The organism is Streptomyces fractus, assembly GCF_049844455.1.
GTDB classification, from domain to species: domain Bacteria; phylum Actinomycetota; class Actinomycetes; order Streptomycetales; family Streptomycetaceae; genus Streptomyces; species Streptomyces fractus.
The window spans coordinates 3,978,132-4,004,939 of sequence record NZ_JBMYHI010000002.1 but is presented as its reverse complement, the minus strand read 5'-3'; the positions used below and the strand labels follow the sequence as shown (position 1 = coordinate 4,004,939).

The window sequence follows — 26,808 nt, the reverse complement described above, 5'->3', positions numbered from 1 at the left end:
ATGGCATACGGTCAGAAGATCGCTAAGGGCGACGCTTACAAGCGTGCGGCCATCAAGCGCCGCCACATCCGTATCCGGAAGAACATGTCGGGTACGGCCGAGCGTCCGCGCCTGGTCGTGACGCGCTCGAACCGGAACATCGTGGCGCAGGTCATCGACGACGTTAAGGGTCACACCCTCGCGTCGGCGTCGACCCTGGACACGTCGATCCGCGGCGGCGAGGGCGACAAGTCCGCGCAGGCCAAGTCGGTCGGCGCCCTGGTCGCCGAGCGCGCCAAGGCCGCCGGTGTCGAGGCTGTCGTGTTCGACCGTGGTGGTAACCAGTACGCCGGGCGCATCGCTGCCCTGGCGGACGCCGCCCGCGAGGCCGGACTCAAGTTCTGAGTCCTGGTTCCGTAGCTAGCGGAAACAGAGAGAGGTAATTCCAATGGCTGGACCCCAGCGCCGCGGTGGCGGTGCCGGTGGCGGCGAGCGGCGGGACCGGAAGGGTCGCGACGGTGGCAACGCCGCCGAGAAGACCGCGTACGTTGAGCGCGTTGTCGCGATCAACCGCGTCGCCAAGGTTGTGAAGGGTGGTCGTCGCTTCAGCTTCACTGCGCTCGTCGTAGTGGGCGACGGTGACGGCACCGTGGGTGTCGGTTACGGCAAGGCCAAGGAGGTGCCGGCCGCCATCGCCAAGGGTGTTGAGGAGGCCAAGAAGCACTTCTTCAAGGTCCCCCGTATCCAGGGCACCATCCCGCACCCGATCACGGGCGAGAAGGCCGCGGGCGTCGTCCTGCTCAAGCCTGCTTCCCCCGGTACCGGTGTTATCGCCGGTGGCCCGGTGCGTGCCGTGCTCGAGTGCGCGGGCGTGCACGACATCCTGTCGAAGTCGCTCGGTTCGTCGAACGCGATCAACATCGTGCACGCCACGGTGGAGGCCCTGCGTGGTCTGCAGCGTCCCGAGGAGATCGCGGCCCGCCGTGGTCTGCCGCTCGAGGACGTCGCCCCCGCGGCCCTGCTGCGTGCGCGTGCCGGGGCTGGTGCTGCGTAATGGCACAGCTCAAGATCACGCAGACGAAGTCGTACATCGGCAGCAAGCAGAACCACCGTGACACCCTGCGTTCCCTTGGTCTCAAGGGGATCAACACGCAGGTCGTCAAGGAGGATCGTCCCGAGTTCCGCGGCATGGTGCAGACCGTCCGCCACCTCGTGACGGTCGAGGAGGTCGACTGATCATGGGTGAGCAGAACCCGCTCAAGATCCACAACCTCCGTCCGGCCCCCGGCGCCAAGACCGCCAAGACCCGTGTCGGTCGTGGTGAGGCGTCGAAGGGTAAGACGGCCGGTCGTGGTACCAAGGGCACCAAGGCCCGTTACCAGGTTCCGGAGCGCTTCGAGGGTGGCCAGATGCCCCTCCACATGCGTCTCCCGAAGCTCAAGGGCTTCAAGAACCCGTTCAAGACCGAGTTCCAGGTCGTGAACCTGGACAAGCTGGCTTCGCTCTACCCCGAGGGTGGCGAGGTCACGGTCGAGGGTCTGGTGGCCAAGGGTGCCGTGCGCAAGAACAGCCTCGTCAAGGTCCTGGGCCAGGGCGAGATCTCCGTGGCGCTGCAGGTGACGGTCGACTCCGTCTCCGGCTCCGCCAAGGAGAAGATCACCGCCGCAGGCGGTACGGTCACCGAGCTCGTCTGAGGCAATCAGGCGTCTCGATGACGTGAACGTCCCTACCGGGGATGCCCCACATATGGGGCATCCCCGGTTGGTCGTTCCAAGGGGGGCACTTACGCCGGTAAGGTGGCGTCCGCTGTTAAGTTCCGGGCTCAGTGTGCCCCCGGCACCAAACCCGGTTCTTGGCCGTTAGACCGTTTACGTATTTGTCGAATCCTCAAGACCGTCACCTCTGACGCACGCGCGCGGGGGTCGCAGGAGGCACCGTGCTCACCGCGTTCGCCCGGGCGTTCAAGACGCCCGACCTGCGCAAGAAGCTGCTCTTCACGCTGGGCATCATCGTGATCTACCGGCTCGGGGCGCATATCCCGATCCCCGGCGTCGATTACCAGAACGTCCAGACGTGTATGAACCAGGCAAACTCCAGCTCCGGCCTGTTCGGTCTGGTCAACATGTTCAGCGGTGGCGCGCTGTTGCAGATCACGGTCTTCGCGCTCGGCATCATGCCGTACATCACCGCGAGCATCATTCTGCAGCTGCTCACCGTGGTGATCCCGCGCCTGGAGGCCCTCAAAAAGGAGGGCCAGGCCGGCACGGCGAAGATTACGCAGTACACGCGCTACCTGACCGTGGCGCTCGCCATCCTTCAGGGCACCGGCCTGGTCGCCACCGCCCGTACCGGCGCGCTCTTCCAGGGCTGCCCGGTCGCCAGTGAGATCGTCCCGGACCAGTCGATCTTCATCACGATCACGATGGTCATCACGATGACCGCCGGCACCTGCGTGATGATGTGGCTCGGCGAGCTGGTCACCGACAAGGGCATCGGCAACGGCATGTCGATCCTGATGTTCATCTCGATCGCCGCCACCTTCCCGTCCGCGCTGTGGTCCATCAAGAAGACGGGCTCGCTGGCCGACGGCTGGATCGAGTTCGGCACCGTCATCCTCGTCGGCCTGGTCATGGTCGCCCTGGTGGTCTTCGTCGAGCAGGCCCAACGCCGTATCCCCGTGCAGTACGCGAAGCGCATGATCGGGCGCCGTTCCTACGGCGGTACGTCCACGTACATCCCGCTCAAGGTGAACCAGGCCGGTGTGATCCCGGTCATCTTCGCCTCGTCGCTGCTCTACATTCCGGCTCTGGTCGCCCAGTTCGCCGGGGGTGATTCGCAATGGAAGGTCTGGATCGACGACCACCTGACCAAGGGAAATCACCCGATTTACATCGTCACGTACTTCCTCTTGATCGTGTTCTTCGCCTTCTTCTACGTGGCGATCTCGTTCAACCCCGAGGAAGTCGCCGACAACATGAAGAAGTATGGTGGCTTCATCCCGGGCATCCGGGCTGGCCGACCGACCGCTGAGTACCTTTCGTACGTGCTCAACCGGATCACCTGGCCGGGTTCGCTGTATTTGGGCCTGATCGCTCTCGTGCCGACGATGGCGTTGGTTGGTTTCGGGGCAAACCAGAACTTCCCGTTCGGTGGCACGAGCATCCTGATCATCGTGGGTGTCGGCCTGGAGACGGTGAAGCAGATCGAGAGCCAGCTCCAGCAGCGCAATTACGAAGGGTTCCTCCGCTGATGCGTATCGTCCTCGTCGGGCCGCCCGGTGCTGGCAAGGGAACGCAGGCCGCGTTCCTGGCCAAGAACCTGTCGATTCCGCACATCTCCACGGGCGACCTCTTCCGTGCCAACATCAGCCAGGGCACGGAGCTGGGCAAGCAGGCCAAGTCCTACATGGACGCCGGTCAGCTGGTTCCGGACGAGGTCACCATCGGGATGGCGAAGGACCGCATGGAGCAGCCGGACGCCGTGAACGGCTTCCTGCTGGACGGCTTCCCGCGCAACGTCTCGCAGGCCGAGGCGCTCGATGTCGCGCTCAAGGCGGACGACGTCACGCTGGACGCGGTTCTGGACCTGGAGGTCCCCGAGGACGAGGTGGTCAAGCGCATCGCCGGCCGCCGCATCTGCCGTAACGACTCGGCACATGTCTTCCACGTCGAGTACAAGCAGCCCGAGACCGAGGGTGTCTGCGACACCTGCGGCGGGGAGCTGTACCAGCGTGACGACGACAAGGAAGAGACCGTGCGCAAGCGGCTCGAGGTCTACCACACGCAGACCGAGCCGATCATCGACTACTACCGGGAGCAGGGGCTCGTCGTGACGATCTCCGCCCTGGGCAAGGTCGAGGAAGTCACGGCGCGGGCCATGGAGGCCCTGAAGCGCTGAGCGCTTCCGTAGCACGTGCCTGAGGCCGCGGTTCCCCGTCGGGGGGATCGCGGCCTTAGTGTTGGTCGGGACTGGACGTACGTAACCCTCGTACCGGATGACGGAGAGCGCAGGCCCCCATGGTGCAGATCAAGACCCCCGACCAGATTCGCAAGATGCGGGAGGCGGGGCTTGTCGTCGCGGCGATCCACGCGGCGACCCGTGAGGCGGCCGTGCCGGGCGCGACCACCAAGGACCTGGACGAGGTCGCCCGCAAGGTGCTCGCCGAGCACGGGGCGAAGTCCAACTTCCTCGGGTACGGGGGGTTCCCCGCGACCATCTGCACCTCGAAGAACGAGGTCGTCGTGCACGGCATCCCGAGCGACGAGGTCGTCCTCGAGGACGGCGACATCATCTCGATCGACGCGGGCGCCATCGTCGACGGGTGGCACGGCGACGCGGCGTACACCGCGTTCGTCGGGTCGGGCCACGCCCCCGAGCTGATCGAGCTCTCGCGGGTGACCGAGGAGTCCATGTGGGCCGGCCTCGCCGCGATGAAGTCGGGCAACCGGCTGGTCGACATCTCCCGCGCCATCGAGTCGTACATCCGCCGGCAGCCGAAGCCCGGTGGCGGCAAGTACGGCATCGTCGAGGACTACGGCGGCCACGGCATCGGCACCGAGATGCACATGGACCCGCACCTGCTGAACTACGTCGAGCGCCGTCGCGGCAAGGGCCCGAAGCTGGTCCCCGGCTTCTGCCTCGCCATCGAGCCGATGGTCTCCCTCGGTACACCGAGGACGGAGACGCTCTCGGACGACTGGACCGTCATCACGACCGACGGCACCTGGTCCTCTCACTGGGAGCACTCGGTCGCGCTCACGGAGGACGGGCCGCTGGTGCTGACCGCTCCCGACGGGGGCAAGGCGAAGCTGGCCGAGCTGGGCGTTACGGCTGCGCCGGATCCGCTGGGCTGATCCCGTCAGGACGGGCGGGTCGGGGGCTTATTGATCTCCCGGGTGGGGCAGAATCATCCGGGGGTACTGACGTAGACTGACTCGTCGGCTCTCGTGTATGCGCATGTCTCCATGCGGGCACGGAAGTCGATCAAGGTAGTCGATTCGAAGGGCGAAGCGTGGCCAAGAAGCAAGGTGCCATCGAGATCGAGGGCACTGTCGTCGAGTCTCTGCCGAACGCCATGTTCAAGGTCGAGCTCCAGAACGGCCACCAGGTCCTGGCACACATCAGCGGCAAGATGCGCATGCACTACATCCGTATCCTCCCTGACGACCGGGTCGTGGTGGAGCTGTCTCCGTACGACCTCACGCGTGGCCGGATCGTCTACCGGTACAAGTAGATCTTGCCCTAGTCCCGCCTCGGCGGGCCGCCGGCAACTGACCCGGAGAACCTCACCCATGAAGGTCAAGCCGAGCGTCAAGAAGATCTGCGACAAGTGCAGGGTGATCCGCCGTCACGGTCGGGTCATGGTGATCTGCGACAACCCGCGCCACAAGCAGCGCCAGGGCTGACGCAGACCCGCATCACTGCAGTTCGATCGCAGAGTTCGCGCGACGCAGCACATTGAGTACATACGCAGAGCCCGCCGGCGACGGTCACGTCGTGGCGACACCTTCGGTCGGAGGCCGAGGACCCAGTTCGTACCAAATCTTCCAAACGAAGAGGACGGCGGCTGGGAGTGGTTCTGCTACAGACCTCCGAAGAATCAACAGGAGCCATGAATGGCACGCGTTGAAGGTGTTGACCTCCCGCGCGAGAAGCGCATTGAGGTCGCCCTCACCTACGTGTTCGGCATCGGCCGCACGCGCGCCCAGCAGACGCTGGACGCGATCGGTGTCGACCGCAACGTCCGCGTTCGGGACATCACCGAGGAAGACCTCGTGAAGATCCGCGAGTACGTGGACCAGAACTTCCAGACCGAGGGTGACCTCCGTCGCGAGATTCAGGCCGACATCCGCCGCAAGGTCGAGATCGGCTGCTACCAGGGTCTGCGTCACCGTCGCGGCCTGCCGGTCCACGGCCAGCGCACCAGCACGAACGCTCGTACCCGCAAGGGCCCGCGTCGCGCCATCGCCGGTAAGAAGAAGCCGGGCAAGAAGTAGTCCTCAGCGGACGCTCATCAGCGGTCTTCGCTGTAGGACCGACCACCTCCCTGTAGGAGAACGACATGCCCCCCAAGGGTCGTCAGGGCGCTGCCAAGAAGGTGCGCCGCAAGGAAAAGAAGAACGTCGCTCACGGCCACGCGCACATCAAGAGCACGTTCAACAACACGATCGTGTCCATCACGGACCCGACCGGCAACGTGATCTCGTGGGCCTCCGCCGGCCACGTCGGCTTCAAGGGCTCGCGCAAGTCCACGCCGTTCGCCGCGCAGATGGCCGCCGAGTCGGCTGCCCGCCGCGCGCAGGAGCACGGCATGCGCAAGGTCGACGTCTTCGTCAAGGGCCCGGGTTCCGGTCGCGAGACCGCCATCCGTTCGCTCCAGGCGACCGGCCTCGAGGTCGGCTCGATCCAGGACGTCACGCCGACGCCGCACAACGGCTGCCGTCCCCCCAAGCGTCGCCGCGTCTGATTCCGGTCAGCGACGCAGGCCGTTTGGTCTGAGTTTTTCGGGCGGTACGGCCTTTGTACTGGGCCGTACCGCCCGTACTCTTGACAGGTACGACATCAGGCTCCGCCTGGTGGTCTCAGGGCATCAAATAGTGGGTGCCCCTGACTGAAGGATTCACTTCATGCTGATTGCTCAGCGTCCCTCGTTGACCGAAGAGGTCGTCGACGAATTCCGCTCCCGGTTCGTGATCGAGCCGCTGGAGCCGGGCTTCGGCTACACCCTCGGCAACTCCCTCCGCCGCACGCTCCTCTCGTCGATCCCCGGCGCTGCTGTCACCAGCATCCGTATCGACGGTGTCCTGCACGAGTTCACCACCGTGCCGGGCGTCAAGGAGGACGTCACCGACCTCATCCTGAACATCAAGCAGCTGGTCGTCTCCTCGGAGCACGACGAGCCGGTCGTGATGTACCTGCGCAAGCAGGGCCCGGGTCTGGTCACCGCCGCCGACATCGCGCCCCCGGCCGGTGTCGAGGTGCACAACCCCGACCTCGTCCTCGCCACGCTCAACGGCAAGGGCAAGCTGGAGATGGAGCTGACCGTCGAGCGCGGTCGCGGCTACGTCTCCGCCGTGCAGAACAAGCAGGTCGGTCAGGAGATCGGGCGCATCCCGGTCGACTCGATCTACTCGCCGGTTCTCAAGGTCACGTACAAGGTCGAGGCCACGCGTGTCGAGCAGCGCACCGACTTCGACAAGCTGATCGTCGACGTCGAGACCAAGCAGGCGATGCGTCCCCGTGACGCCATGGCCTCCGCCGGTAAGACGCTGGTCGAGCTGTTCGGTCTCGCCCGCGAGCTGAACATCGACGCCGAGGGCATCGACATGGGTCCGTCTCCGACGGATGCCGCCCTGGCCGCCGATCTGGCGCTGCCGATCGAGGAGCTCGAGCTCACCGTTCGGTCGTACAACTGCCTCAAGCGCGAGGGCATCCACTCCGTGGGTGAGCTCGTCGCCCGCTCCGAGGCCGACCTGCTCGACATCCGCAACTTCGGTGCGAAGTCGATCGACGAGGTCAAGGCGAAGCTGGCCGGCATGGGCCTGGCCCTCAAGGACAGCCCGCCCGGATTCGACCCGACCGCCGCCGCCGACGCCTTCGGCGCCGACGACGACGCGGACGCGGGTTTCGTGGAGACCGAGCAGTACTGAGTCGCTCCGCTTCGGCGGGCGGATCACTTGCTGCGGAGCCGTGGTTGCGGTTGCGCAGTTCCCCGCGCCCCCTATCGGGGGCTCGGGGTCTTCGACGGGCAATCCCGCTCGCTCGAATACTGACCCTGGTACCTAGTACGGCCGGGGCAGACACCTAGGAGAAACATCATGCCGAAGCCCGCCAAGGGTGCCCGTCTGGGCGGCAGCGCTGCGCACGAGAAGCTGCTCCTCGCGAACCTCGCGAAGTCGCTCTTCGAGCACGGCAAGATCACGACGACCGACGCCAAGGCCCGTCGTCTGCGTCCGTACGCGGAGCGTCTGGTCACCAAGGCGAAGAAGGGCGACCTTCACAACCGCCGTCAGGTGCTCCAGGTCATCTCGGACAAGGGCGTCGTCCACACGCTCTTCACCGAGATCGCCCCGCGCTACGAGAACCGTCCGGGTGGTTACACCCGTATCACCAAGATCGGTAACCGCCGTGGCGACAACGCGCCCATGGCTGTCATCGAGCTGGTCGAGGCCCTGACGGTCCAGCAGCAGGCCACCGGTGAGGCCGAGGCCGCCACCAAGCGTGCCGCCAAGGACGCCGAGGCCGCCGAGGCGCAGACCGAGGCTCCGGCCGAGGCTGCCGCTGAGGAGCCCAAGGACGCCTGAGGCTGACGCCTTGTGTGTGAGCGGGTCCGCCCTTTGGGGCGGGCCCGCTTTCCGTTTCTCCAGTTAAGGACTGTTTGTTGTGAGTGATGAGGTGGCCGAGGGGTTCGTGCGGCTGCGGCTCGATGTGAGTTATGACGGCCGGGACTTCTCCGGGTGGGCCAAGCAGGCTTCCGGGCGGCGGACCGTGCAGGGGGAGATCGAGGACGCGCTGCGTACGGTGACGCGGTCCTCGGAGACGTATGACCTCACGGTCGCCGGGCGGACCGACGCGGGGGTGCACGCGCGGGGGCAGGTGGCGCACGTGGACCTGCCGTCGCAGGTGTGGGGCGAGCACCGGGAGAAGCTGCTGAAGCGGCTCGCGGGGCGGCTGCCGAAGGATGTGCGGGTGTGGTCGGCGGCCGAGGCGCCGAGCGGCTTCAACGCGCGTTTCTCGGCGATCTGGCGGCGGTACGCGTACCGGGTGACGGATCATCCGGGCGGCGTCGATCCGCTGCTGCGGGGCCATGTGCTGTGGCACGACTGGCCGTTGGACGTCGACGCCATGAACGAGGCCGCGGAGCGGCTGCTCGGCGAGCACGACTTCGCCGCCTACTGCAAGCGGCGTGAGGGCGCGACCACCATCCGTACGCTGCAGGAACTCAGCCTCGTGCGCGACGACGACGGGATCGTCACCGCGACCGTGCGGGCCGACGCCTTCTGCCACAACATGGTGCGGTCCCTGATCGGGGCGCTGCTGTTCGTGGGCGACGGGCACCGGCCGGCCGACTGGCCCGGCAAGGTACTGGCCGCGGGCGTGCGGGACTCCGCCGTGCACGTGGTGCGGCCGCACGGGCTGACGCTGGAGGAAGTCGGTTACCCCGCCGACGAGTTGCTCGCCGCGCGCAACAAGGAGGCACGCAACAAGCGGACACTCCCGGGCGCCGGATGCTGCTGAGGGCGGCGCCCGGGGCGGTGGAGCGCGTGGCGGTCAGCCCGACGTGGCCGCCGCGGAGGCCTGGATCTCGCCGCGCCGTTTGATCTGCTGGAAGGTGAATTCCTGGAGGTCGTCGCCGAGGGAGAACACCATGGTGTCCTTCTTCGTGGCGTCCTGGCCGTTGGTGAGGCCGCCGTTGGTGAAGTACGTGTAGCGGCCCACCGAGTTGGCGGTCTGGCGGCACACCGTGGTGCGGCAGAACGTGGGTACCCCGGAGCCCGGCAGCGAGGTCACCGTGCCGTCGAAGTCGTACTGCTCCTTGGCCTTCGTCGCCTGCGCCTTCGTACCGAAGACGGCGACACCGATGGTGACCGCGGAGTTGCCCTTGTAGTACGTGGCACGGATCAGCTGGTTGCAGTCGTTGCTCTTCAGCACCCCGGCGAGGCCCTTCTGCGCGGCCGAGGCGCAGTCGGTGGTGCGGGCCGTGGCGCCCTTCGTGTAGACGCGGTCACCGAAGGTGAGCTTCTTGCCGGGGAAGAGCGTGTCCGCGGTGAGCGGGGCCTTGTCCTTCGCGGCGGTGTTGATGAAGTCGTTCGGGTCGAGCGGGGGCGGTGGGGTCGTCGCGTCGAAGGACGGGGCTCCGGACTTGCCCTGGCTGGGGATGTCCGCCGTGCTCGGCAGCTGGTCGGCCGGTTTGTTGGCGTTCTCGTTGCTCTTGTTCGTCGAGACGATGCCCCACGCGACCGCCGAGCCGACGGCGAGCGTGGCCACGACCGCCCCGCCGATCACCATCCAGCGCTTCTTTCGCGCGCGTGCCTCTGATGCCTCCGCGAGCGACGCCCAGTCCGGGGTCGACCCGCCGTCATTGGGCCCCCACGGGGATCCCCCTTGCCCGAAACTCATGGGGCGCATCTTAGAGGTACGGCCTCGTGTGGCATCTCCCTCGTCCCGTGGTGGAGGTGTGAGGGGTTGCGCCGCGTTAGCGTGGAGGGGACACGGCAGAGCGGAATCCACGGCCTCCGGAGCCCCGGAGGCTCGCGTTTTGACCCATCCGGGGCAGCGCGGGTATTCTCGATCGTTGTTATACGTATTGGCCTGGTCGTCAACAGGCGAGAGGCCCTTACGTAGGTTCCCTGGAGCAGTTACCAGTGGACGGCATACGGGCGCTGAACCCGGCACTGTCGTCCCCAGCTGCACGATCGCTTCAGTGATGCCATGTTCAGCACCCATCTACTGAAGAAGAAGGCTGCGAAGTGCGTACGTACAGCCCCAAGCCCGGCGATGTGACTCGCCAGTGGCACGTCATTGACGCGCAGGACATCGTCCTGGGCCGTCTGGCCACCACTGCCGCGACCCTCCTCCGTGGCAAGCACAAGCCGACCTATGCCCCCCACATGGACATGGGCGACTTCGTCGTCATCGTCAATGCGGACAAGGTGCACCTGTCCGGCAACAAGAAGACCCAGAAGATGGCGTACCGCCACTCCGGCTACCCGGGTGGTCTGCGCTCCGTCCGCTACGACGAGCTTCTGGAGAAGAACCCGGAGAAGGCCGTCGAGAAGGCCATCAAGGGCATGCTTCCCAAGAACACGCTCGGCCGTCAGATGCTCTCGAAGCTGAAGGTCTACTCGGGCGACACGCACCCGCACGCTGCTCAGCAGCCGGTGCCGTTCGAGATCACCCAGGTCGCGCAGTAGTTCCGGCCACACCCCCTAAGACAGAAAAGAATCTGAGGAGAATCGTGGCCGAGACCACTGCCGAGACGCCGGTCGAAGAGATCGCCGACGTCGAGAGCTACACCACCGAGTCCGACGCCCCCGTCGAGGGCGAGTACACCTCGGAGTCCAACCCGGCGCGCTTCGGTGACCCGCAGCCGGCCGCCGGCCTGGGCCGTCGTAAGAACGCCATCGCGCGCGTTCGCATCGTGCCCGGCACCGGCAAGTGGAAGGTCAACGGGCGCACGCTCGAGGACTACTTCCCGAACAAGGTCCACCAGCAGGAAGTCAACGAGCCCTTCAAGGTGCTCGAGCTCGACGGCCGCTACGACGTCATCGCCCGCATCTCGGGTGGCGGCGTCTCCGGTCAGGCCGGCGCCCTGCGCCTCGGCGTGGCCCGCGCGCTGAACGAGGCCGACGTGGACAACAACCGCGGCGCCCTCAAGAAGGCCGGCTACCTCCGCCGCGACGACCGTGCGGTCGAGCGCAAGAAGGCCGGTCTCAAGAAGGCCCGCAAGGCCCCGCAGTACAGCAAGCGCTAAATTCCGCTGCCTGCTTGTTTTTCCGTTCGCCCCGGCGGCACGTATCGTGCCGCCGGGGCGTTCGGCTTATGACGATGTGTTGGTTCGGAGGACATCAAGGTGGGACGACTCTTCGGCACGGACGGCGTGCGCGGCGTGGCCAACGCGGATCTGACGGCGGAGCTCGCGCTCGGCCTGTCGGTCGCGGCGGCACATGTTCTGGGCGAGGCAGGCAGTTTTGAGGGCCATCGCCCGGTGGCCGTGGTCGGCCGTGATCCGCGCGCCTCGGGCGAGTTCCTGGAGGCCGCGGTCGTCGCGGGCCTGGCCAGCGCCGGAGTGGACGTGCTGCGCGTGGGCGTGCTGCCGACGCCCGCGGTGGCGTACCTCACGGGCGCGCTGGGCGCCGACCTCGGCGTGATGCTCTCCGCGAGCCACAACGCCATGCCGGACAACGGCATCAAGTTCCTCGCCCGCGGCGGCCACAAGCTGGACGACGCCCTGGAGGACCGCATCGAGGCGATCTACGAGGAGCACGGCACCGGTGCCCCGTGGGCCCGTCCGACGGGCGCGGGCGTCGGACGCGTGAAGTCGTACGACGAGGGGCTCGACCAGTACATCGCCCACCTCGTGGGCGTGCTGCCGAACCGGCTGGAAGGCCTGAAGATCGTCCTCGACGAGGCGCACGGCGCGGCCTCGCGGGTCTCCCCGGAGGCCTTCACCCGCGTCGGTGCCGAGGTCGTCACGATCGGCGCCGAGCCCGACGGTCTGAACATCAACGACGGCTGCGGTTCGACCCACCTGGACCTGCTGAAGGCCGCCGTCGTCGAGCACGGGGCCGACCTCGGCATCGCGCACGACGGGGACGCCGACCGCTGCCTGGCCGTGGACCACACCGGATCCGAGGTCGACGGCGACCAGATCATGGCGGTGCTCGCGCTCGACATGAAGGAGCGCGGCGTGCTGCGCGACGAGACCCTCGTCGCGACCGTCATGTCGAACCTAGGCCTGAAGCTGGCGATGGAGCGCGAGGGCATCAACCTCGTGCAGACCGGCGTCGGCGACCGGTACGTCCTGGAGAACATGAAGGAGCACGGGTACGCGCTCGGCGGCGAGCAGTCCGGGCACGTCATCGTTCTCGATCACGCCACGACCGGTGACGGCACGCTGACGGGCCTGCTGCTCGCGGCGCGCGTCGCGCAGACCGGGCGGACGCTGAAGGACCTGGCGGGCGTCATGGAGCGGCTGCCGCAGGTGCTCATCAACGTGCCGGACGTGGACAAGTCCCGCGTCACCACGTCCGAGGAACTTCAGTCGGCGGTGGCGGACGCGGAGCGTGAACTGGGCGCGACCGGGCGGGTGTTGCTGCGCTCGTCGGGTACGGAGCCGCTGGTGCGGGTGATGGTCGAGGCCGCGGACATCGCGCAGGCCCGGTCCGTCGCCGAGCGCCTGGCCGACGTCGTGAAGTCGGCGCTGGGCTAGGTCCTAGCTCTTCGCGAGCTTTCTGGCGGTGCGTTCGCGCTGCCTGGCCCAGAGGTACTTCTGGGTGAGGAGCGTGAACGTACCGGCGAGGACGATCCCCAGCAGGTTCAGCAGGAGTTGCTGGGTCGAGCCCAACATCTGCTTCGTGTCGCCGTAGCTCAGAGCCACCGCGGCGTTGGCCGCCGCCGGGACCGTGGTCACCGAGATGGCGACGCCCACCAGGGCACCGGACTTCGCCGAGGTGAGCGAGAGCGTGCCGGCCGCGCCCGCGAGGACGGCCACCACGAACGAGAACGCGTCGGGCTCCCACACGAACCCGGTGTTGGGCCGGCTCGCCTCCAGCTTGTCCTCGCTGAACAGGTGCATGGCGTCCATGAAGTAGCTGAAGCCCACCGTCACCACCATCGCCACCGCAAAGCCGACGAGCAGGGCGACCAGGGAACGCCACGCCAGGCGCGGCGCCTTGCGCACGATCGCCGTGCAGAACCCGGCGAGCGGGCCGAACTCGGGGCCGACCGCCATGGCGCCCACGATCAGGATCGCGTTGTCGAGCACGACGCCGCACGCCGCGATCATCGTCGCGAGGACCAGGAACGCCACGTACGTGATCGTGAGCGTGGACTCCTCGTGCGTGGCGTCCGTCAGCTGCTCCCACAGGACCGCGTCCGCGCCCTCGCCCGGCGCCTCCTCCTCGGCCTTGTCGGCGCGCAGGGACAGCGACAGGTCGATGTTCTCCACGGAGATCGAGCCCGACCGGTCGATGCCCAACTTCCGCAGCCCGCCGATGAGTTCGTCACCGGCCTCGCGGGCGACGTCGCACATGACGACATCGCCCGACGGGTTGCGGGCGCAGTCCGGAAGCACCACCAGGTGCGTGGTGCCGGTCGTCTTCTCGATGAGACGCACCACGTCGTCCGTGGTGCCGGACGGCGTGATCAGGCGCAGATGCAGCATGGGGACTTTCTAACAGCTACAGCTTGCGTAGACGCAGGCGCTGCACCTTGTGGTCGGGCCCCTTGCGGATGACGAGTCCCGCGCGCCCGCGCGTGGGGGCCACGTTCTCCAGGAGGTTGACCTTGTTGATGGTGCGCCAGGTGGTGCGCGCGTAGTCGAGGGCCTCCTCCTCGGAGACCTGGGTGTACTTCCTGAAGTACGAGGACGGGTCCTGGAAGGCCGTCGCGCGCAGCTTGCGGAAGCGGTTGAGGTACCAGGCCTCGATGTCCTCGGCGCGCGCGTCGACGTACACGCTGAAGTCGAAGAAGTCGGCGAGGCCGACGCGGGTGCGGCCGTCCTTGCCGGGCAGCGCGGGCTGAAGCACGTTCAGACCCTCGACGATGAGGATGTCGGGGCGGCGGACCGTGAGCTTCTCGCCGGGGACGATGTCGTAGATGAGGTGGGAGTAGACCGGGGCGGTCACCTCGTCCTTGCCCGCCTTGATGTCGGCGACGAAGCGGGTCAGGGCGCGGCGGTCGTACGACTCGGGGAAGCCCTTGCGCGACATCAGGCCGCGGGCCTCCAGTTCCTTGGTGGGGAGCAGGAAGCCGTCGGTTGTGACCCGCTCGACGCGCGGGTGCTCGGGCCAGCGGGAGAGCAGGGCCTGGAGGAGGCGGGCGACGGTCGACTTGCCGACCGCCACGGAGCCGGCGACTCCTATGACGAAGGGCGTGCCGGACTGGGCGGCCTTCTTGTTCGTCTCGCCGAGGAACGTGTTGAGCGCCCCGCGCAGGCCGTCGGTCGCGCCCACGTACAGATTCAGCAGACGGGAGAGCGGCAGATAGATGTCGCGTACTTCGTCCAGGTCGATGACGTCACCGAGGCCGCGCAACCGCTCCAGCTCGTCCGCGGTCAGCGGCAGTGGCGTCTTGTCGCGCAGTGCGCTCCATTCGGTGCGGGTGAGGTCGACGTAGGGAGTCACCTCCGGCTTCTGCCGGTGGGCGCTCCGGGAGGTCGCTTGTGGTTTGGACTCGGAGACCGGAGAGATCACAGTCCATTGTTACGGCAGTGTGGCCCGCTGCGGCAGGTGGGGTGTGTCACGCCGGGGGATGTGGGAACCCCGTTCGTCACAGCTTCGCCACAGGCGTGGACCTCACGTGGGGGTGGCGATACATTCCGTGCACCCGTGGGACGGAACTCTGCTCGCGGGGCGGGAGGGGACCGGTAATGGCCGCGCTTCGTGTGCCGAATTTCGTCCGCCGCAGGTCGGCGAGTGCCTACGTCATGGATGACTGGGAGAGTCACGTCCGCAGCGAACTCGCGCTCGAGCTGCCCGACGAGGACATCGGCGAGGATCTGGACGACTGCCTCGACTTCTACCGCTTCGGCAGCAAGCCGCGCTGCGAGGAGATCGAGTACCTGGAGCTCGTGCGGGACGCGCGGGACCGGATCGCCAGGGGCCGGACGGCCTGAGGCCCGATGCCGGGCCCGGCGACCGTAAGGTCTGCTGCATGAGCATCATCGGGGTCGGTATCGACGTGGCCGAGATCGAGCGGTTCGCGGCGTCGCTGGAGCGTACGCCGAGCATGGCCGATCGCCTTTTCCTGGACGACGAGCTGCTGCTGCCCAGTGGGGAGCGTCGCGGGATCGCCTCGCTCGCCGCGCGGTTCGCCGCGAAGGAGGCCGTCGCCAAGGCGCTCGGCGCGCCGGCCGGTCTGCGCTGGACCGACGCCGAGGTGTGGGTCGAGGAGAGCGGGCAGCCCCGGCTCCGGGTGACGGGGACGGTGGCCGCGCGGGCGGCGGAGCTGGGTGTGCGCGGGTTCCATGTGTCGCTGAGCCATGACGCGGGGGTCGCGTCCGCGGTGGTGGTGGCCGAGGGGTAGGGCCGGCGCCGCTGCCCCGCCCCTCGGCCGGCCGGTCCGAGGACCTGTCTTAGCGGTGGCGGAACACGATCCGGCCGCGTGTCAGGTCGTACGGCGTGATCTCCACCTGGACCCGGTCCTCCAGCAGGATCTTGATGTAGTTCTTGCGGATCTTGCCGCTGACGTGCGCGAGCACCCGGTGCCCGTTGTCGAGCTCCACGGTGAACATCGCGCTGCGCAGGCACTCGACGACGGTGCCCTCGGCGTGTACGCCGCCTCCGGTGTTCTTGGTCATCGGACCAGCTCCAGTGCGCGGTTCACGCGCCGCGCGCCGATGCCGTCGAGCAGGGCCGTGGCCGCTTCGTTCGACTCGTCCACCTCGGCCGACGTGGTCTGCACGCCGGAGCGGTGCAGGGTGTTCAGTACGTCGGCCAGGAGGGCCCGCGCGACGCCGCGGCGCCGCGCGTCCTCGCGGACCGCGAGCAGGCCGATGCGGGGACGCCGGGTGGCCGTCGCCAGGCGAAGGAGGCCCAGGTAGGCGCCGTCCGGGGCCTCGGCCACGGTGTACTTCGTCGGGTCGACGACCGTGACCCCTGGTGGCAGCGGCCGCACCTCGGCCGGCATGGTGTGCCAGCCGACCGTGGCCTCGACCTCGTCCCGGATCGTGCGGTCGAGGGCGCGCAACCGCGTCCCGTCCGCGGAGCCCGCCGGGACGACGGTGACGCCCGCGGGCGGGCGCGTCGCGCCGAGTCCCGTGACGGCGGGGTCGGTGGGCAGCGCGTACTCCCATTCGCCGCGGCCGACGGTGAACCCGAACTCCCGCCATTTCGAGGTCAGTTCGGTGTCGCTCTCGTCGACCACGGTGTGCAGCGGGCCCGGCAGGTCCGCGAGCAGGGTTTCGGCCAGGGCCGCGAACGCGGTGTCGTGCCAGGCGTCGACGCTGATGAAGAGGCGGCCGTCGGGCCGGTGCGCGGCGTGGCCGCGGCCGATCACCTCGTCGTCCTCCAGGGCGTGCCACTGGTGGTCCGCCACGCGTGTGACGACGAGCGGGAGCGGGGGTGTGGGGCGGGTGCTTTGTGAGTTCATCGGTGTCTCCTCTCGGGAGGCCCTCGATCTCGGTTTCTCGAGATTCTCGGGGGCGCTCCCGGCGACACCTGCTGTCAGCCGCCGGACCGTGACGAGCTGAGGGAGCACCCATGGGTGACTGCGTTCACGGGTCTCACCTCCCAGTTATGACTGCACGGTCGTCGACGACGGTAGCAAGGGGCGGCCCTCAGGCGAAGCGGTTTTCCGTGACGTCCTGCCAGGCGTTCCGCAGCGCCCCCGCCACGTCCTGTGCCGAGACCGGCGCCCCGTCCGCCGCGTGCCGCGCCGCGAGCCCGTGCAGATGGGCGCCGACCGAGGCCGCGTCCAGCGGGGCGAGGCCCGCCGCGAGCAGGGAACCGGTCAGCCCGGAGAGCACGTCGCCGCTGCCCGCGGTGGCGAGCCACGGGGTGCCGGTGGGGTTCACGCGGGCCGGGCGCGTCCCGTCCGGCGGCGAGACCAGGGTCGTCGAGCCCTTGAGGAGGACCGTGGCGTCATAGCGGTCCGCCAACTTCCGTACGGACGCGAGGCGTTCGGCCTCCACCTCGTCGCGCGTCACACCGAGCAGCGCGGCCGCCTCCCCGGCGTGCGGGGTCAGCACGGTGGGCGCCGAGCGGGCGCGGACCGTCGCCGGGTCCGCGAGGCGCAGCCCGTCCGCGTCGATCAGGACCGGGACGTCGGAGGCCAGGACGTCGTGCAGGCCCGACGTGTCGTCGCCGAGGCCGGGGCCGATCACCCACGCCTGGACCCGGCCCGCCTTCGCCGGCGGCCCGGCCGACACGAGCGTCTCCGGGAAGCGGGCGAGCACCGCGTCCGCGGCCGGACCCACGTACCGCACGGCACCGGCCCCGCCGTGCAGCGCGCCCGCCACCGCCAGGACCGCCGCGCCGGGGTAGCGGGCCGAGCCCGCGACGATGCCGACGACGCCGCGCCGGTACTTGTCGCTCTCGCCGGTGGGCCGGGGGAGCAGGGCCGCCACGTCCGCGTACTGGAGCGCCTCCAACCCCGTTTCGGCGGGGGCGAGTTCGAGGCCGATGTCGACGAGGCGGAGCGCGCCCGCGTACGCGCGGGCCGGATCGATGAGCAGGCCCGGCTTGTACGTTCCGAAGGTGACGGTCGCGTCCGCCCGCACCGCTTCGCCGCGCACCTCGCCGGTGTCGGCGTCCACGCCGCTCGGGAGGTCGACGGCCACGACGGTCCCCCGTGCCGCGTCGGCGAGTTGGGCCGCGCGGGGGCGCAGGCCGCCCTTGCCGCCGATGCCCACGATGCCGTCGACGACGAGGTCGGCGCGGCCCACGCGTTCCGTGGCGCTGCCGTCCTGCGCGTCGAGGACCGTGCCGCCCGCCGCGCGCAGCGCCGCGAGGCCCCCGGCGTGCGCCCGGTCAGGGGAGAGCAGCAGCGCCGTGACGCCCGCGCCGCGCCGCGCCAGGCGGGCGCCCGCGTACAGGGCGTCGCCGCCGTTGTCCCCCGAGCCGACGAGGAGCGTGACGCGGGAGCCGTACACCTTGCCGAGGAGGTCGGCGCAGGCGGTGGCGAGCCCGGCCGCGGCGCGTTGCATCAGCGCGCCCTCGGGCAGCCGCGCCATGAGGGCGCGCTCGGCGGACCTGACCGTCTCTACGTCGTGAGCGAGTCGCATGTCGTCGAGTGTCTCGCAGCGGCGCCGACCCGGCCGAAGAGTTTTGTGCCGGATGTGCCGGATCGGGCAACGGATTTCGTGTCACACCCCTCTGAGACACTGACCTCACCATGAACGAGAACGTGACTGCCCCGCTCCGCGCCCGCGCCGAGATCGACCTGGCCGCGCTCAAGGCCAATGTGAGGGCCCTGCGCGCGCACGCGCCCGGGGCCGCGTTCATGGCCGTCGTGAAGGCGGACGCGTACGGGCACGGCATGCTCCCGGTCGCCCGCGCCGCCAAGGAGGCGGGGGCCGAGTGGCTGGGGGCCGCCACCGCCGAGGAGGCGCTTGAGCTGCGCGCGGCGGGCCTCACCGGGCGCATCCTGTGCTGGCTGTGGGTGCCGGGCGGGCCTTGGCGGGCGGGCATCGAGGCCGATCTCGACATGTCGGTGAGCGGCATGTGGGCGCTGCGGGAGGTCGTCGACGCGGCGCGCGCGGCGGGCCGGGTCGCCCGTATCCAGCTGAAGGCCGACACGGGCCTCGGGCGCAACGGCTGCCTGCCCGGCGACTGGCCCGAACTGGTGGCGGAGGCCCTGAAGGCGCAGCGGGCCGGGTTCGTGAACGTCACCGGCCTCTGGTCGCACTTCGCGTGCGCCGATGAGCCGGGGCACCCCTCCATCGCCGCCCAGCTGACCGCCTTCCGGGAGATGGTCGGGTACGCGGAGGGCAAGGGCGTCACACCGGAGGTCCGGCACATCGCCAACTCGCCGGGGACGCTGACCCTTCCCGAGACGCACTTCGACCTCGTGCGCCCCGGCATCGCGATGTACGGGATTTCGCCGAGCCCCGAGGTCGGCGCGCCCGGGGACTTCGGGCTGCGCCCCGTGATGACGCTGAAGGCGAATCTCGCGCTCGTGAAGCACGCGCCGGGTGGACTCGGCGTCAGTTACGGGCATCACTACGTCACGCCGGGCGAGACGACGCTCGGCCTCGTCCCCCTGGGCTACGCGGACGGCATCCCGCGACACGCGTCCGGCACGGCCCCGGTCCTGATCGGCGGCAAGCGGCGCACGATCGCGGGCCGGGTGGCCATGGACCAGTTCGTCGTCGACCTCGGCGGCGACGAACCGGCCGCGGGGGACGAGGCGGTGCTCTTCGGACCCGGTGACGACGGCGAGCCGACCGCCGAGGACTGGGCGGTCGCGGCGGGCACCATCGCGTACGAGATCGTCACGCGCATCGGTTCCCGCGTACCGCGCGTCTACGTGGACGAAGAGGGCGGCGCCACGCGCGCGTGACCGGCGTCACGGCTTGAGGGTCCACCGACACGGCCGTCCGAACCGCCACCATGTGAAGCAGCAACGGAACGGGTAACCGAACAGCGGACGACAGGCAGGACGCGGAGCAGGGGAGCGGCACGTGAGCGAGAGCAGCGCACCGGCCACGGCGGCGGCCGTCGTCGAAGCGGCGGAAAGGGCCGCCGCGTCGGGGAACTGGCGGCGGGCCGGTCTCGCGGGCGCCGCCATAGGCGTGGTCGCGGCCGGGGCAGCGGCGGGCGTCGCGATCGAGCGGCTGACCGTGGGACGCGGGATGCGCAGGAAGGCGCGGCTCGCCCTCGACGCGTCGGGTCCCTACGGAGCACTGCGCGGCGTGCCGGGAAAGGCGTACGCGGAGGACGGCACGGAGCTGTACTACGAGGTGGACGAGGCGGACCCGGCGGCCGGTGGGACGACGCCGCGCATACGCCGCCTGTTCGGCCGCAAGACCCCGGCGCCCGTCACCGTCGTCTTCAGCCACGGCTACTGCCTGGGCCAGGACTCCTGGCACTTCCAGCGCGCGGCCCTGCGCGGCGTCGTCCGCTGCGTGTACTGGGACCAGCGCAGCCACGGGCGTTCGGGCCGTGGCGTCGAGCAGGTCGAGGACGGGGTGCCCGTCTCCATCGACCGGCTCGGCGGCGACCTGAAGGCCGTCATCGACGCGGCCGCGCCCGAGGGCCCGCTCGTCCTCGTCGGCCACTCCATGGGCGGCATGACCGTGATGGCGCTCGCCGACCGGTGTCCCGAGCTGATCCGCGACCGGGTCGTGGGCGTCGCCCTCATCGGTACGTCGTCGGGGAAGCTCGGCGAGGTCAACTACGGGCTTCCGATGGCCGGGGTGAACGCGGTGCGGCGGGTGCTGCCCGGCGTGCTGAAGGCGCTCGGGCAGCGTGCCGAACTGGTGGAGAAGGGGCGCCGTGCGACGGCCGACCTGTTCGCCGGGATCATCAAGCGGTACTCGTTCGCCTCGCGGGACGTCGACCCGGCCGTCGCCCGGTTCGCCGAGCGGATGATCGAGGGGACGCCGATCGACGTGGTCGCCGAGTTCTACCCGGCGTTCGAGGAGCACGACAAGGCGGACGCCCTGGCGCGCTTCGCGGACCTGCCCGTGCTCGTCCTCGCGGGGGAGCACGACCTCGTCACGCCGAGCGACCACAGCGAGGCGATCGCGGCGCTGCTGCCGGACGCCGAGTACGTGCTGGTGCCGGACGCCGGGCACCTGGTGATGCTGGAGCACCCCGAGGCGGTGACGGACCGCCTCGCGGACCTTTTGGTGCGTGCGGGAGCCGTCCCCACAGCCGCTACCGTGGGGATTTATGGAGACACCGGCAACACCGCACAGCCCGGCGGCTGAGCCCGCCACCGAGCCCGCGACCACCCCCGTCAGCACGGTCACCGTCACCGTCAACTCCCCGGACGAGATGCGGGAGTTGGGGCTCGCCCTGGCCAAACAGCTGCGCCCCGGCGACCTCGTGATGCTCACCGGCGAGCTGGGCGCGGGCAAGACGACACTGACCCGCGGGGTCGGCGCGGGCATGGGCGTACGGGGTGCGGTGACCTCGCCGACCTTCGTGATCGCCCGCGTGCACCCGCCGCTCGGCGAGGGCCCGGCCCTGGTGCACGTCGACGCGTACCGGCTCGGCGGCGGGCTCGACGAGAATGGAGGACCTCGACCTCGACGTGTCCCTGCCGGACTCCGTGGTCGTCGTCGAGTGGGGCGACGGCAAGGTCGAGGAGCTGTCCGACGACCGGCTGCACGTGATCATCGACCGGGCCACCGGCGACACCACGGACGAGGTCCGGGTCGTGACATTCAACGGCATCGGGGAGCGGTGGACCGAGGCGGACCTGGGGTCCCTCGCCGGCTGACCGCGCCACCCGCACGTATCCCGACAGGGCGTCGGCAAATTCTTGCGCGGCGCGGCTCCGGCGTGTTCACATGGAGACCGGTGCTGGTTAGGTCTACCTAACCACGTCCCCTCGACCGCCGCCGGGAGGCATCATGTCCACTTCGGAACGTGAAGGTGCGCGCGCAGTGTCGATGCGGGAGCTGTTGGCGTCGTGCGCGGCGGCGCGGGCCGTTTCCACGCCGCCGAATCCGCCGCGGCGGGTCGATTCGTCGTTGCGCCGCGACGGCGTCGCGGACTCGGGGCGCTGCCCCGGACCCCGCGCCTCGAGCTCCCCCAGCTAACGCTGGGAGGTGCCCCCTGCGGGGCTTGAAATTACTTGACGACGACGACCTTCGCGCCGATCGTCGCGAACTGCCACATCTCGTCGGCGTCCTTGCGGGACTCGCGGATGCCGCCGGTCTGCTTGCCGGGGTCGGGGGCGGCCGTCGAACCGTTGACGGCGGCGCTGAAGCCGATCGCCACGCCGTTCGTCGTGGCGAACCGGACCACGTGCTCGATCGGGACGCCGTCGGTGCCGGTGACCGAGCCGGAGCGGGAGGTCACCGCGTACGAGCCGGGCGCCGGGTCCACCGTGCCGGGCGTCACCCGGAACGTCGACTGCGTCTTGTTGCCCGCGCCGACCAGCCACACCCGGTCGCTGTCCAGCGCGTACACGACACGCTCGCCCTTGCCCGAGCCCGCGGGCAGGGCCTTCGGGTCCGTCTTCTTCTTGGGCGCCTTCGACGCCGAGGCGGAGGGCGAGGAGCCCTCCTTCTTCTCGGCGAGGTCGGAGGGCGCGCTCGCCGACGCCTGGTAGGCGAGGAAGCCGACCACGGCGAGCGCTGCCGCCGTGAGCGCGGTCACGAATCCGGTGCTGCTCCGTGCCACCAGGTGCCTGCCTCTCAAGTACGAACCTCAGGGTGACGGTAGCAGTCGAGGCCCGGCGGCCCGGCCTTGCGGGAAGTACGGACGTGTCCGCCTTCAGGTGGTCGTAGGCTGTTCGCGTGCTGTTGCTCGCTCTGGATACCGCCACCCCCGCCGTCACCGTCGCCCTGCACGACGGGACCTCCGTCGTAGCCGAGTCGAGTCAGGTGGACGCTCGCAGACACGGGGAACTGCTACTGCCCGCCGTCGACCGGGTGCTCACCGAGGCCGGACTGCGGCTCGACGCCGTCACCGGGATCGTCGTGGGCGTCGGCCCCGGCCCCTACACCGGCCTGCGTGTCGGCCTGATGACCGCCGACACGTTCGGCCTCGCGCTCGGCGTGCCCGTGCACGGGGTGTGCACGCTCGACGGCCTCGCCTACGAGGCGCGGGACGCCATGGACGGGGAGGGCCCCTTCGTCGTCGCCACCGACGCGCGGCGCAAGGAGGTGTACTGGGCGCGCTACGAGAACGGGCGCACGCGGGTCACCGAGGCCGCCGTCGACCGGCCCGCCGACATCGCCTCCGTCGTTCAGGGCCTGCCCGCCGTCGGCGCCGGCGCGCGGCTCTACCCGGACACCTTCCCGGACGCGCGCGGGCCCGAGAACGTGTCGGCCGGCGCGCTCGCCGCCCTCGCCGCCGAGAAGCTCGCCGCGGGCGAGGAGCTCCTCGAACCGCGCCCCCTCTACCTGCGCCGCCCCGACGCGCAGGTCCCCAAGAACTACAAGGTGGTCACCCCCAAGTGACTGCCGTGGACGTATCGTTGCGCGAGATGCGCTGGTGGGACATCGATCCCGTCCTCGCCCTGGAGAAGGAACTCTTCCCGGACGACGCCTGGTCGCGCGGCATGTTCTGGTCCGAACTCGCGCACGCCCGCGGCGTCGGTTCCACGCGGCGCTACGTGGTCGCGTACGAGGACGAGAGGCTGGTCGGATACGGGGGCGTCGCCGCCTCCGGGGACCTTGCCGACATCCAGACCATCGCCGCAGCCCGCGACCACTGGGGCACCGGGCTCGGCGCCCGGCTGCTCACCGAACTCCTGCGGCACGCCACGGCCTTCGAGGTCGACCAGGTGATGCTCGAGGTGCGCGTCGACAACACGCGGGCACAGAAGCTGTACGAGCGCTTCGGCTTCGAGCCGATCGGCTTCCGGCGCGGCTACTACCAGCCCGGCAACATCGACGCCCTCGTGATGCGCCTGAACACCGGCACCGCAAGCGACTCATCAAGTGACTCATTGAGCGAAGAGAAGAACCATGGCTGACGAACCGCTCGTCCTCGGCATCGAGACCTCCTGCGACGAGACCGGCGTCGGCATCGTCCGCGGCACCACCCTGCTCGCCGACGCCGTCGCCTCCAGCGTCGACGAACACGCCCGCTTCGGCGGCGTCGTCCCCGAGGTCGCCTCGCGCGCGCACCTGGAGGCGATGGTCCCCACGATCCAGCGCGCCCTGAAGGACGCGGGCGTCACGGCGAAGGACCTCGACGGCATCTCCGTCACGGCCGGGCCCGGTCTCGCGGGCGCCCTGTTGGTCGGGGTGTCGGCGGCCAAGGCGTACGCGTACGCGCTCGACAAGCCGCTCTACGGCGTCAACCACCTCGCCTCGCACATCTGCGTCGACCAGCTGGAGCACGGCACGCTGCCGGAGCCGACGATGGCGCTGCTGGTGTCGGGCGGCCACTCGTCGCTGCTGCTCTCCACCGACATCACCTCCGACGTACGGCCCCTGGGCGCCACCATCGACGACGCCGCCGGTGAGGCCTTCGACAAGATCGCGCGGGTGCTGAACCTCGGCTTCCCGGGCGGGCCCGTCATCGACCGGTACGCGAAGGAGGGCGACCCGAACGCGATCGCCTTCCCGCGCGGACTCACCGGGCCCCGCGACCCCGCGTACGACTTCTCCTTCTCCGGCCTGAAGACCTCCGTGGCCCGCTGGATCGAGGCCAAGCGGGCGGCGGGCGAGGACGTGCCGGTGCGTGACGTGTCGGCGTCCTTCCAGGAGGCCGTCGTGGACGTGCTGACCCGCAAGGCCGTGAGGGCGTGCAAGGACCAGGGCGTCGACCACCTCATGATCGGCGGTGGCGTCGCGGCCAACTCGCGGCTCCGCGCCCTCGCCGAGGAGCGCTGCGAGCGGGCCGGGATCCGGCTGCGGGTGCCGCGTCCCAAGCTGTGCACGGACAACGGCGCGATGGTCGCCGCGCTCGGCGCGGAGATGGTGGCCCGGAACCGGACGCCGTCCTCGTGGGACCTCCCCGCGGACTCCTCGCTCCCGGTGACGGAGCCGCACGTCCCCGGCCATCACGACCACGTGCACGAGGTCAGCAAGGAGAACCTGTACTCATGACCGTCGCGCTGATGTGGGAGGCCCGCGCCGTCGAGGGGCGCGGCGACGAACTCCTTGCCTGGGCGAAGGCGCGGGTCCTGGAGCGGGAACCGGAGCGCCGCGAGACGTTCCGCGCCCCGCAGGACCGGGTCCTCGTCATCACGTGGTGGGACGCGGAGTACGACGCGGAGCTGCCCGAACTGCCGGAACCGGGCGACGAGTTGGTGACACGCGCGGTGCACCGCTGGCGGTTCGAGGCGGCCTAGGTCTTCAGCGGGTGTACGTCAACAGGTAGCGCCAGAACAGCAGTTGACGCACTTCACTGCCGGGCAGCAGTCGCACCGCCTCCCGACGAATCTCCGGCAGCCGCATCTCGGGCCGCCGCACCGGCGCCTGCGGCGGGGGAGTGTGGAGCAACCTGCCGCCGGGCGCGAGGGCCTCACGGAACCGGGTCAGCGTCTCGAACGCCATGTGGTGCAGACTCGCGAGACAACTGATCACGTCATAGTGACCGGACGGGAGCGTTCAGCCCCTCCGGGGTGGGCGACTGTCGTTCTGGTTGCGCGGCACCGTGGCGCCGCCTTGCCCACCCTGCCGCCCAAGGCGGCAGATTGCCCAAGGCGGCGGCGGGTGGGTGAAATCAAGCCCCGCCGGCGATTGAGGCGCGGGGTCCGGGGCGGAGACCCGTGGCGTCAACCGACCGGGCCGCCGACAAGCATCGTGGGTGCGCCCGCGACCCGCGTGAGGAACACCGTGACCGCCTGCTTCCCGAAGGGCTTCGGCATCACCTTGCGTCGCAGCTCCTCCGGCTCGACCGCCGACCCCCGCTTCTTCACCGTCAGCACACCGACCTCCCGCTGCCTCAGCAACGCCTTCAACTTCTTCACGTTGAAGGGGAGTTGATCGGTGATCTCGTACGCGGCGGCGTAGGACGTGGGCCGCAACTCGTCCCCCGTCACATACGCGATCGTCTCGTCGACGAGCCCGCCGCCGACCTCCTCCGCCACCTCGGCGACCAGGTGCGCCCGGATGACGGCGCCGTCCGGCTCGTACAAGTACCGCCCGACGGGCCGCACTTCGGGATCGGGCAGCCCGCGCCCGGCCAGCCGGCGCGCCCCCGGAAGCAGCGTCGCCCGCATCCGCCCCGGCTCCGTGCCGAACCACAGCACGGCCTCCTTCACATCGCCCCCGTCCGAGATCCACTCGGCGTCGGCCTCCGCGGGGATCGCCTCGTGCGGGATGCCGGGGGCGATCTTCAGCGCGGCGCGCGGCGCCTTGAGCGCGGCGGACACGGCCCAGGAGAGCGGAGGCGAGTACGCCTCGGGGTCGAAGATGCGGCCCCGGCCGCCCCTGCGCGCCGGGTCCACGAACACCGCGTCGTACGCGCTCGTGTCCACCTCGGTGACGTCCGCCTCGCGCACCTCGATGAGCCCGGCGAGCCCGAGCGCCTCGGCGTTCGCCCGCGCCACCGCGCACGTCAACGGGTCCCGGTCGACGGCAAGCACCCGGATCCCCGCGCGGGCGAGCGCGATCGCGTCGCCGCCGATGCCGCAGCACAGGTCGGCCACGGAGCGCACACCGAGCCGCTCGAAGGCGCCGGCCCGGTACGTCGCCACGCTCGTCCGCGTCGCCTGCTCGACCCCGTTCGGCGTGAAGTACATCCGGGCCGCGTCCTCGGCCCCGAACTTCGCCACCGCCCGCTGCCGCAGCCGCGCCTGGGCGAGCGCCGCGGAGACGAGCTCGGCCGGGTGCTCGCGGCGCAGCTTCGTGGCGAGGGCGAGCTCCTGGGCCGGATCGTGATCGCGCAGCTCGTCGAGCAGGGCCAGCCCCTCGGGGGCCAGGAGGGCGAAGAAGTCGTCGGGCGAAAGGGAGGAGCTCACCCGGTCCATTGTGGGCCAGGCGGGCGACGGTGCGCGCCAGGCGGCGGTGTCGGCCCAGGAACGGGCCCGTGA

The 26,808-nt window shown here is 69.8% G+C and carries 34 protein-coding genes and 1 pseudogene; 26 read left to right on the top strand and 9 right to left on the bottom strand.

Annotated features, from left to right (window positions below; translation table 11 throughout):
- From rplR to truA, 14 genes are all read left to right on the top strand, one after another.
- Complete coding sequence (gene rplR, locus ACP4E5_RS19870; protein WP_326020847.1) at positions 1 to 384, top strand: 50S ribosomal protein L18; 384 nt, start codon at positions 1 to 3, stop codon at positions 382 to 384.
- A 43-nt stretch (positions 385 to 427) separates the two neighbouring features.
- Positions 428 to 1,033, top strand: a complete 606-nt coding sequence (rpsE, locus tag ACP4E5_RS19865; protein ID WP_266713097.1) for a 30S ribosomal protein S5 — start codon at positions 428 to 430, stop codon at positions 1,031 to 1,033.
- Positions 1,033 to 1,215: a 50S ribosomal protein L30 gene (gene rpmD / locus ACP4E5_RS19860; protein ID WP_030567278.1), complete on the top strand. Its 183-nt coding sequence runs from the start codon at positions 1,033 to 1,035 to the stop codon at positions 1,213 to 1,215. The genes rpsE and rpmD overlap by 1 nt, the downstream gene beginning before the upstream one ends.
- Positions 1,216 to 1,217: 2 nt before the next feature.
- Complete coding sequence (gene rplO, locus ACP4E5_RS19855; protein ID WP_385755893.1) at positions 1,218 to 1,673, top strand: 50S ribosomal protein L15; 456 nt, start codon at positions 1,218 to 1,220, stop codon at positions 1,671 to 1,673.
- Positions 1,674 to 1,915: 242 nt separating this feature from the next.
- Positions 1,916 to 3,229 carry a preprotein translocase subunit SecY gene (secY, locus tag ACP4E5_RS19850; RefSeq protein WP_425830562.1) on the top strand — a complete coding sequence of 438 codons (1,314 nt, stop codon included), beginning with the start codon at positions 1,916 to 1,918 and terminating at the stop codon, positions 3,227 to 3,229.
- A complete protein-coding gene (locus ACP4E5_RS19845; protein ID WP_425830560.1) occupies positions 3,229 to 3,876 on the top strand; it encodes an adenylate kinase in 648 nt (215 codons plus the stop codon). Before secY ends, ACP4E5_RS19845 begins: the two co-directional genes overlap by 1 nt.
- Positions 3,877 to 3,995: 119 nt before the next feature.
- Positions 3,996 to 4,832, top strand: coding sequence for a type I methionyl aminopeptidase (gene map, locus ACP4E5_RS19840; RefSeq protein WP_425830558.1), 837 nt, complete (start codon positions 3,996 to 3,998; stop codon positions 4,830 to 4,832).
- Between the two features lie 158 nt (positions 4,833 to 4,990).
- Positions 4,991 to 5,212 (top strand): translation initiation factor IF-1, encoded by a 222-nt coding sequence (infA, locus tag ACP4E5_RS19835; protein WP_003948620.1) that lies wholly within the window; start codon positions 4,991 to 4,993, stop codon positions 5,210 to 5,212.
- Positions 5,213 to 5,270: 58 nt separating this feature from the next.
- Positions 5,271 to 5,384, top strand: coding sequence for a 50S ribosomal protein L36 (rpmJ, locus tag ACP4E5_RS19830; protein WP_003974245.1), 114 nt, complete (start codon positions 5,271 to 5,273; stop codon positions 5,382 to 5,384).
- A 210-nt stretch (positions 5,385 to 5,594) separates the two neighbouring features.
- Complete coding sequence (gene rpsM, locus ACP4E5_RS19825; RefSeq protein WP_425830554.1) at positions 5,595 to 5,975, top strand: 30S ribosomal protein S13; 381 nt, start codon at positions 5,595 to 5,597, stop codon at positions 5,973 to 5,975.
- A 65-nt stretch (positions 5,976 to 6,040) separates the two neighbouring features.
- Positions 6,041 to 6,445 carry a 30S ribosomal protein S11 gene (rpsK, locus tag ACP4E5_RS19820; RefSeq protein WP_003948617.1) on the top strand — a complete coding sequence of 135 codons (405 nt, stop codon included), beginning with the start codon at positions 6,041 to 6,043 and terminating at the stop codon, positions 6,443 to 6,445.
- Positions 6,446 to 6,605: 160 nt separating this feature from the next.
- Positions 6,606 to 7,628 carry a DNA-directed RNA polymerase subunit alpha gene (locus tag ACP4E5_RS19815; RefSeq protein WP_003966937.1) on the top strand — a complete coding sequence of 341 codons (1,023 nt, stop codon included), beginning with the start codon at positions 6,606 to 6,608 and terminating at the stop codon, positions 7,626 to 7,628.
- Positions 7,629 to 7,796: 168 nt separating this feature from the next.
- Entirely contained in the window at positions 7,797 to 8,282 is a 486-nt protein-coding gene (gene rplQ, locus ACP4E5_RS19810) for a 50S ribosomal protein L17 (protein WP_425830551.1), read from the top strand.
- A 79-nt stretch (positions 8,283 to 8,361) separates the two neighbouring features.
- Positions 8,362 to 9,216 carry a tRNA pseudouridine(38-40) synthase TruA gene (gene truA, locus ACP4E5_RS19805; RefSeq protein WP_425830549.1) on the top strand — a complete coding sequence of 285 codons (855 nt, stop codon included), beginning with the start codon at positions 8,362 to 8,364 and terminating at the stop codon, positions 9,214 to 9,216.
- Between the two features lie 33 nt (positions 9,217 to 9,249).
- Here truA and ACP4E5_RS19800 read toward each other — a convergent pair whose 3' ends face one another.
- A complete protein-coding gene (locus ACP4E5_RS19800; protein WP_425830547.1) occupies positions 9,250 to 10,098 on the bottom strand; it encodes a hypothetical protein in 849 nt (282 codons plus the stop codon).
- A 350-nt stretch (positions 10,099 to 10,448) separates the two neighbouring features.
- Between ACP4E5_RS19800 and rplM the strand changes: the two genes are divergently transcribed.
- The 3 genes from rplM (at position 10,449) to glmM (ending at position 12,910) form a co-directional block, all read left to right on the top strand.
- Positions 10,449 to 10,892 (top strand): 50S ribosomal protein L13, encoded by a 444-nt coding sequence (rplM, locus tag ACP4E5_RS19795; RefSeq protein ID WP_425830545.1) that lies wholly within the window; start codon positions 10,449 to 10,451, stop codon positions 10,890 to 10,892.
- Between the two features lie 44 nt (positions 10,893 to 10,936).
- A complete protein-coding gene (gene rpsI, locus ACP4E5_RS19790) occupies positions 10,937 to 11,452 on the top strand; it encodes a 30S ribosomal protein S9 (protein WP_327661994.1) in 516 nt (171 codons plus the stop codon).
- Positions 11,453 to 11,551: 99 nt separating this feature from the next.
- Entirely contained in the window at positions 11,552 to 12,910 is a 1,359-nt protein-coding gene (glmM, locus tag ACP4E5_RS19785; protein ID WP_425824707.1) for a phosphoglucosamine mutase, read from the top strand.
- Between the two features lie 3 nt (positions 12,911 to 12,913).
- Here glmM and ACP4E5_RS19780 read toward each other — a convergent pair whose 3' ends face one another.
- Positions 12,914 to 13,864, bottom strand: coding sequence for a DUF389 domain-containing protein (locus tag ACP4E5_RS19780; RefSeq protein ID WP_425830543.1), 951 nt, complete (start codon positions 13,862 to 13,864; stop codon positions 12,914 to 12,916).
- Positions 13,865 to 13,880: 16 nt separating this feature from the next.
- The gene (gene coaA, locus ACP4E5_RS19775; protein WP_425830541.1) at positions 13,881 to 14,894 is read right to left on the bottom strand and encodes a type I pantothenate kinase; all 1,014 of its coding nucleotides are present in this window, start codon (positions 14,892 to 14,894) and stop codon (positions 13,881 to 13,883) included.
- A 176-nt stretch (positions 14,895 to 15,070) separates the two neighbouring features.
- On the opposite strand from coaA, the gene ACP4E5_RS19770 reads away from it, so the two are divergent.
- Both ACP4E5_RS19770 and ACP4E5_RS19765 read left to right on the top strand, forming a co-directional pair.
- The gene (locus tag ACP4E5_RS19770) at positions 15,071 to 15,316 is read left to right on the top strand and encodes a hypothetical protein (protein ID WP_425830539.1); all 246 of its coding nucleotides are present in this window, start codon (positions 15,071 to 15,073) and stop codon (positions 15,314 to 15,316) included.
- A gap of 38 nt (positions 15,317 to 15,354) precedes the next feature.
- Entirely contained in the window at positions 15,355 to 15,726 is a 372-nt protein-coding gene (locus ACP4E5_RS19765; RefSeq protein WP_425830537.1) for a holo-ACP synthase, read from the top strand.
- A 49-nt stretch (positions 15,727 to 15,775) separates the two neighbouring features.
- On the opposite strand, the gene infA (ACP4E5_RS19760) is transcribed toward ACP4E5_RS19765, so the two are convergent.
- From infA (ACP4E5_RS19760) to ACP4E5_RS19750, 3 genes are all read right to left on the bottom strand, one after another.
- A complete protein-coding gene (infA, locus tag ACP4E5_RS19760) occupies positions 15,776 to 16,000 on the bottom strand; it encodes a translation initiation factor IF-1 (RefSeq protein WP_425830535.1) in 225 nt (74 codons plus the stop codon).
- Positions 15,997 to 16,791 carry a GNAT family N-acetyltransferase gene (locus tag ACP4E5_RS19755; RefSeq protein ID WP_425830533.1) on the bottom strand — a complete coding sequence of 265 codons (795 nt, stop codon included), beginning with the start codon at positions 16,789 to 16,791 and terminating at the stop codon, positions 15,997 to 15,999. Before ACP4E5_RS19755 ends, infA (ACP4E5_RS19760) begins: the two co-directional genes overlap by 4 nt.
- Before the next feature lie 187 nt (positions 16,792 to 16,978).
- Entirely contained in the window at positions 16,979 to 18,424 is a 1,446-nt protein-coding gene (locus ACP4E5_RS19750) for an NAD(P)H-hydrate dehydratase (protein ID WP_425830531.1), read from the bottom strand.
- Between the two features lie 110 nt (positions 18,425 to 18,534).
- On the opposite strand from ACP4E5_RS19750, the gene alr reads away from it, so the two are divergent.
- The 3 genes and pseudogenes from alr (at position 18,535) to tsaE (ending at position 21,588) form a co-directional block, all read left to right on the top strand.
- Positions 18,535 to 19,701, top strand: coding sequence for an alanine racemase (gene alr / locus ACP4E5_RS19745; protein WP_425830529.1), 1,167 nt, complete (start codon positions 18,535 to 18,537; stop codon positions 19,699 to 19,701).
- A 121-nt stretch (positions 19,702 to 19,822) separates the two neighbouring features.
- Positions 19,823 to 21,073 carry an alpha/beta fold hydrolase gene (locus tag ACP4E5_RS19740; RefSeq protein WP_425830527.1) on the top strand — a complete coding sequence of 417 codons (1,251 nt, stop codon included), beginning with the start codon at positions 19,823 to 19,825 and terminating at the stop codon, positions 21,071 to 21,073.
- Positions 21,036 to 21,588: pseudogene (gene tsaE, locus ACP4E5_RS19735) on the top strand (tRNA (adenosine(37)-N6)-threonylcarbamoyltransferase complex ATPase subunit type 1 TsaE). The gene ACP4E5_RS19740 and the pseudogene tsaE overlap by 38 nt, the downstream one beginning before the upstream one ends.
- Positions 21,589 to 21,941: 353 nt before the next feature.
- Here the strand turns inward: tsaE and ACP4E5_RS19730 are convergent.
- The gene (locus ACP4E5_RS19730) at positions 21,942 to 22,496 is read right to left on the bottom strand and encodes a hypothetical protein (protein WP_425830525.1); all 555 of its coding nucleotides are present in this window, start codon (positions 22,494 to 22,496) and stop codon (positions 21,942 to 21,944) included.
- A gap of 116 nt (positions 22,497 to 22,612) precedes the next feature.
- On the opposite strand from ACP4E5_RS19730, the gene tsaB reads away from it, so the two are divergent.
- The 4 genes from tsaB to ACP4E5_RS19710 are packed head-to-tail and all read left to right on the top strand — an operon-like array spanning position 22,613 to position 25,122.
- Entirely contained in the window at positions 22,613 to 23,278 is a 666-nt protein-coding gene (tsaB, locus tag ACP4E5_RS19725) for a tRNA (adenosine(37)-N6)-threonylcarbamoyltransferase complex dimerization subunit type 1 TsaB (RefSeq protein ID WP_425830523.1), read from the top strand.
- A 26-nt stretch (positions 23,279 to 23,304) separates the two neighbouring features.
- On the top strand, positions 23,305 to 23,796 hold the full coding sequence (rimI, locus tag ACP4E5_RS19720; RefSeq protein ID WP_425841482.1) for a ribosomal protein S18-alanine N-acetyltransferase: 492 nt from the start codon (positions 23,305 to 23,307) through the stop codon (positions 23,794 to 23,796).
- Positions 23,789 to 24,877, top strand: a complete 1,089-nt coding sequence (gene tsaD, locus ACP4E5_RS19715; RefSeq protein WP_425830521.1) for a tRNA (adenosine(37)-N6)-threonylcarbamoyltransferase complex transferase subunit TsaD — start codon at positions 23,789 to 23,791, stop codon at positions 24,875 to 24,877. The genes rimI and tsaD overlap by 8 nt, the downstream gene beginning before the upstream one ends.
- A complete protein-coding gene (locus tag ACP4E5_RS19710; protein WP_425830519.1) occupies positions 24,874 to 25,122 on the top strand; it encodes a hypothetical protein in 249 nt (82 codons plus the stop codon). The genes tsaD and ACP4E5_RS19710 overlap by 4 nt, the downstream gene beginning before the upstream one ends.
- A 4-nt stretch (positions 25,123 to 25,126) precedes the next feature.
- On the opposite strand, the gene ACP4E5_RS19705 is transcribed toward ACP4E5_RS19710, so the two are convergent.
- Together ACP4E5_RS19705 and ACP4E5_RS19700 are read right to left on the bottom strand one after the other, a co-directional pair.
- Positions 25,127 to 25,327 (bottom strand): hypothetical protein, encoded by a 201-nt coding sequence (locus ACP4E5_RS19705; RefSeq protein WP_425830517.1) that lies wholly within the window; start codon positions 25,325 to 25,327, stop codon positions 25,127 to 25,129.
- 221 nt (positions 25,328 to 25,548) lie between these two features.
- Positions 25,549 to 26,745: a class I SAM-dependent methyltransferase gene (locus ACP4E5_RS19700; RefSeq protein WP_425841480.1), complete on the bottom strand. Its 1,197-nt coding sequence runs from the start codon at positions 26,743 to 26,745 to the stop codon at positions 25,549 to 25,551.
- Positions 26,746 to 26,808: the final 63 nt, after the last annotated feature.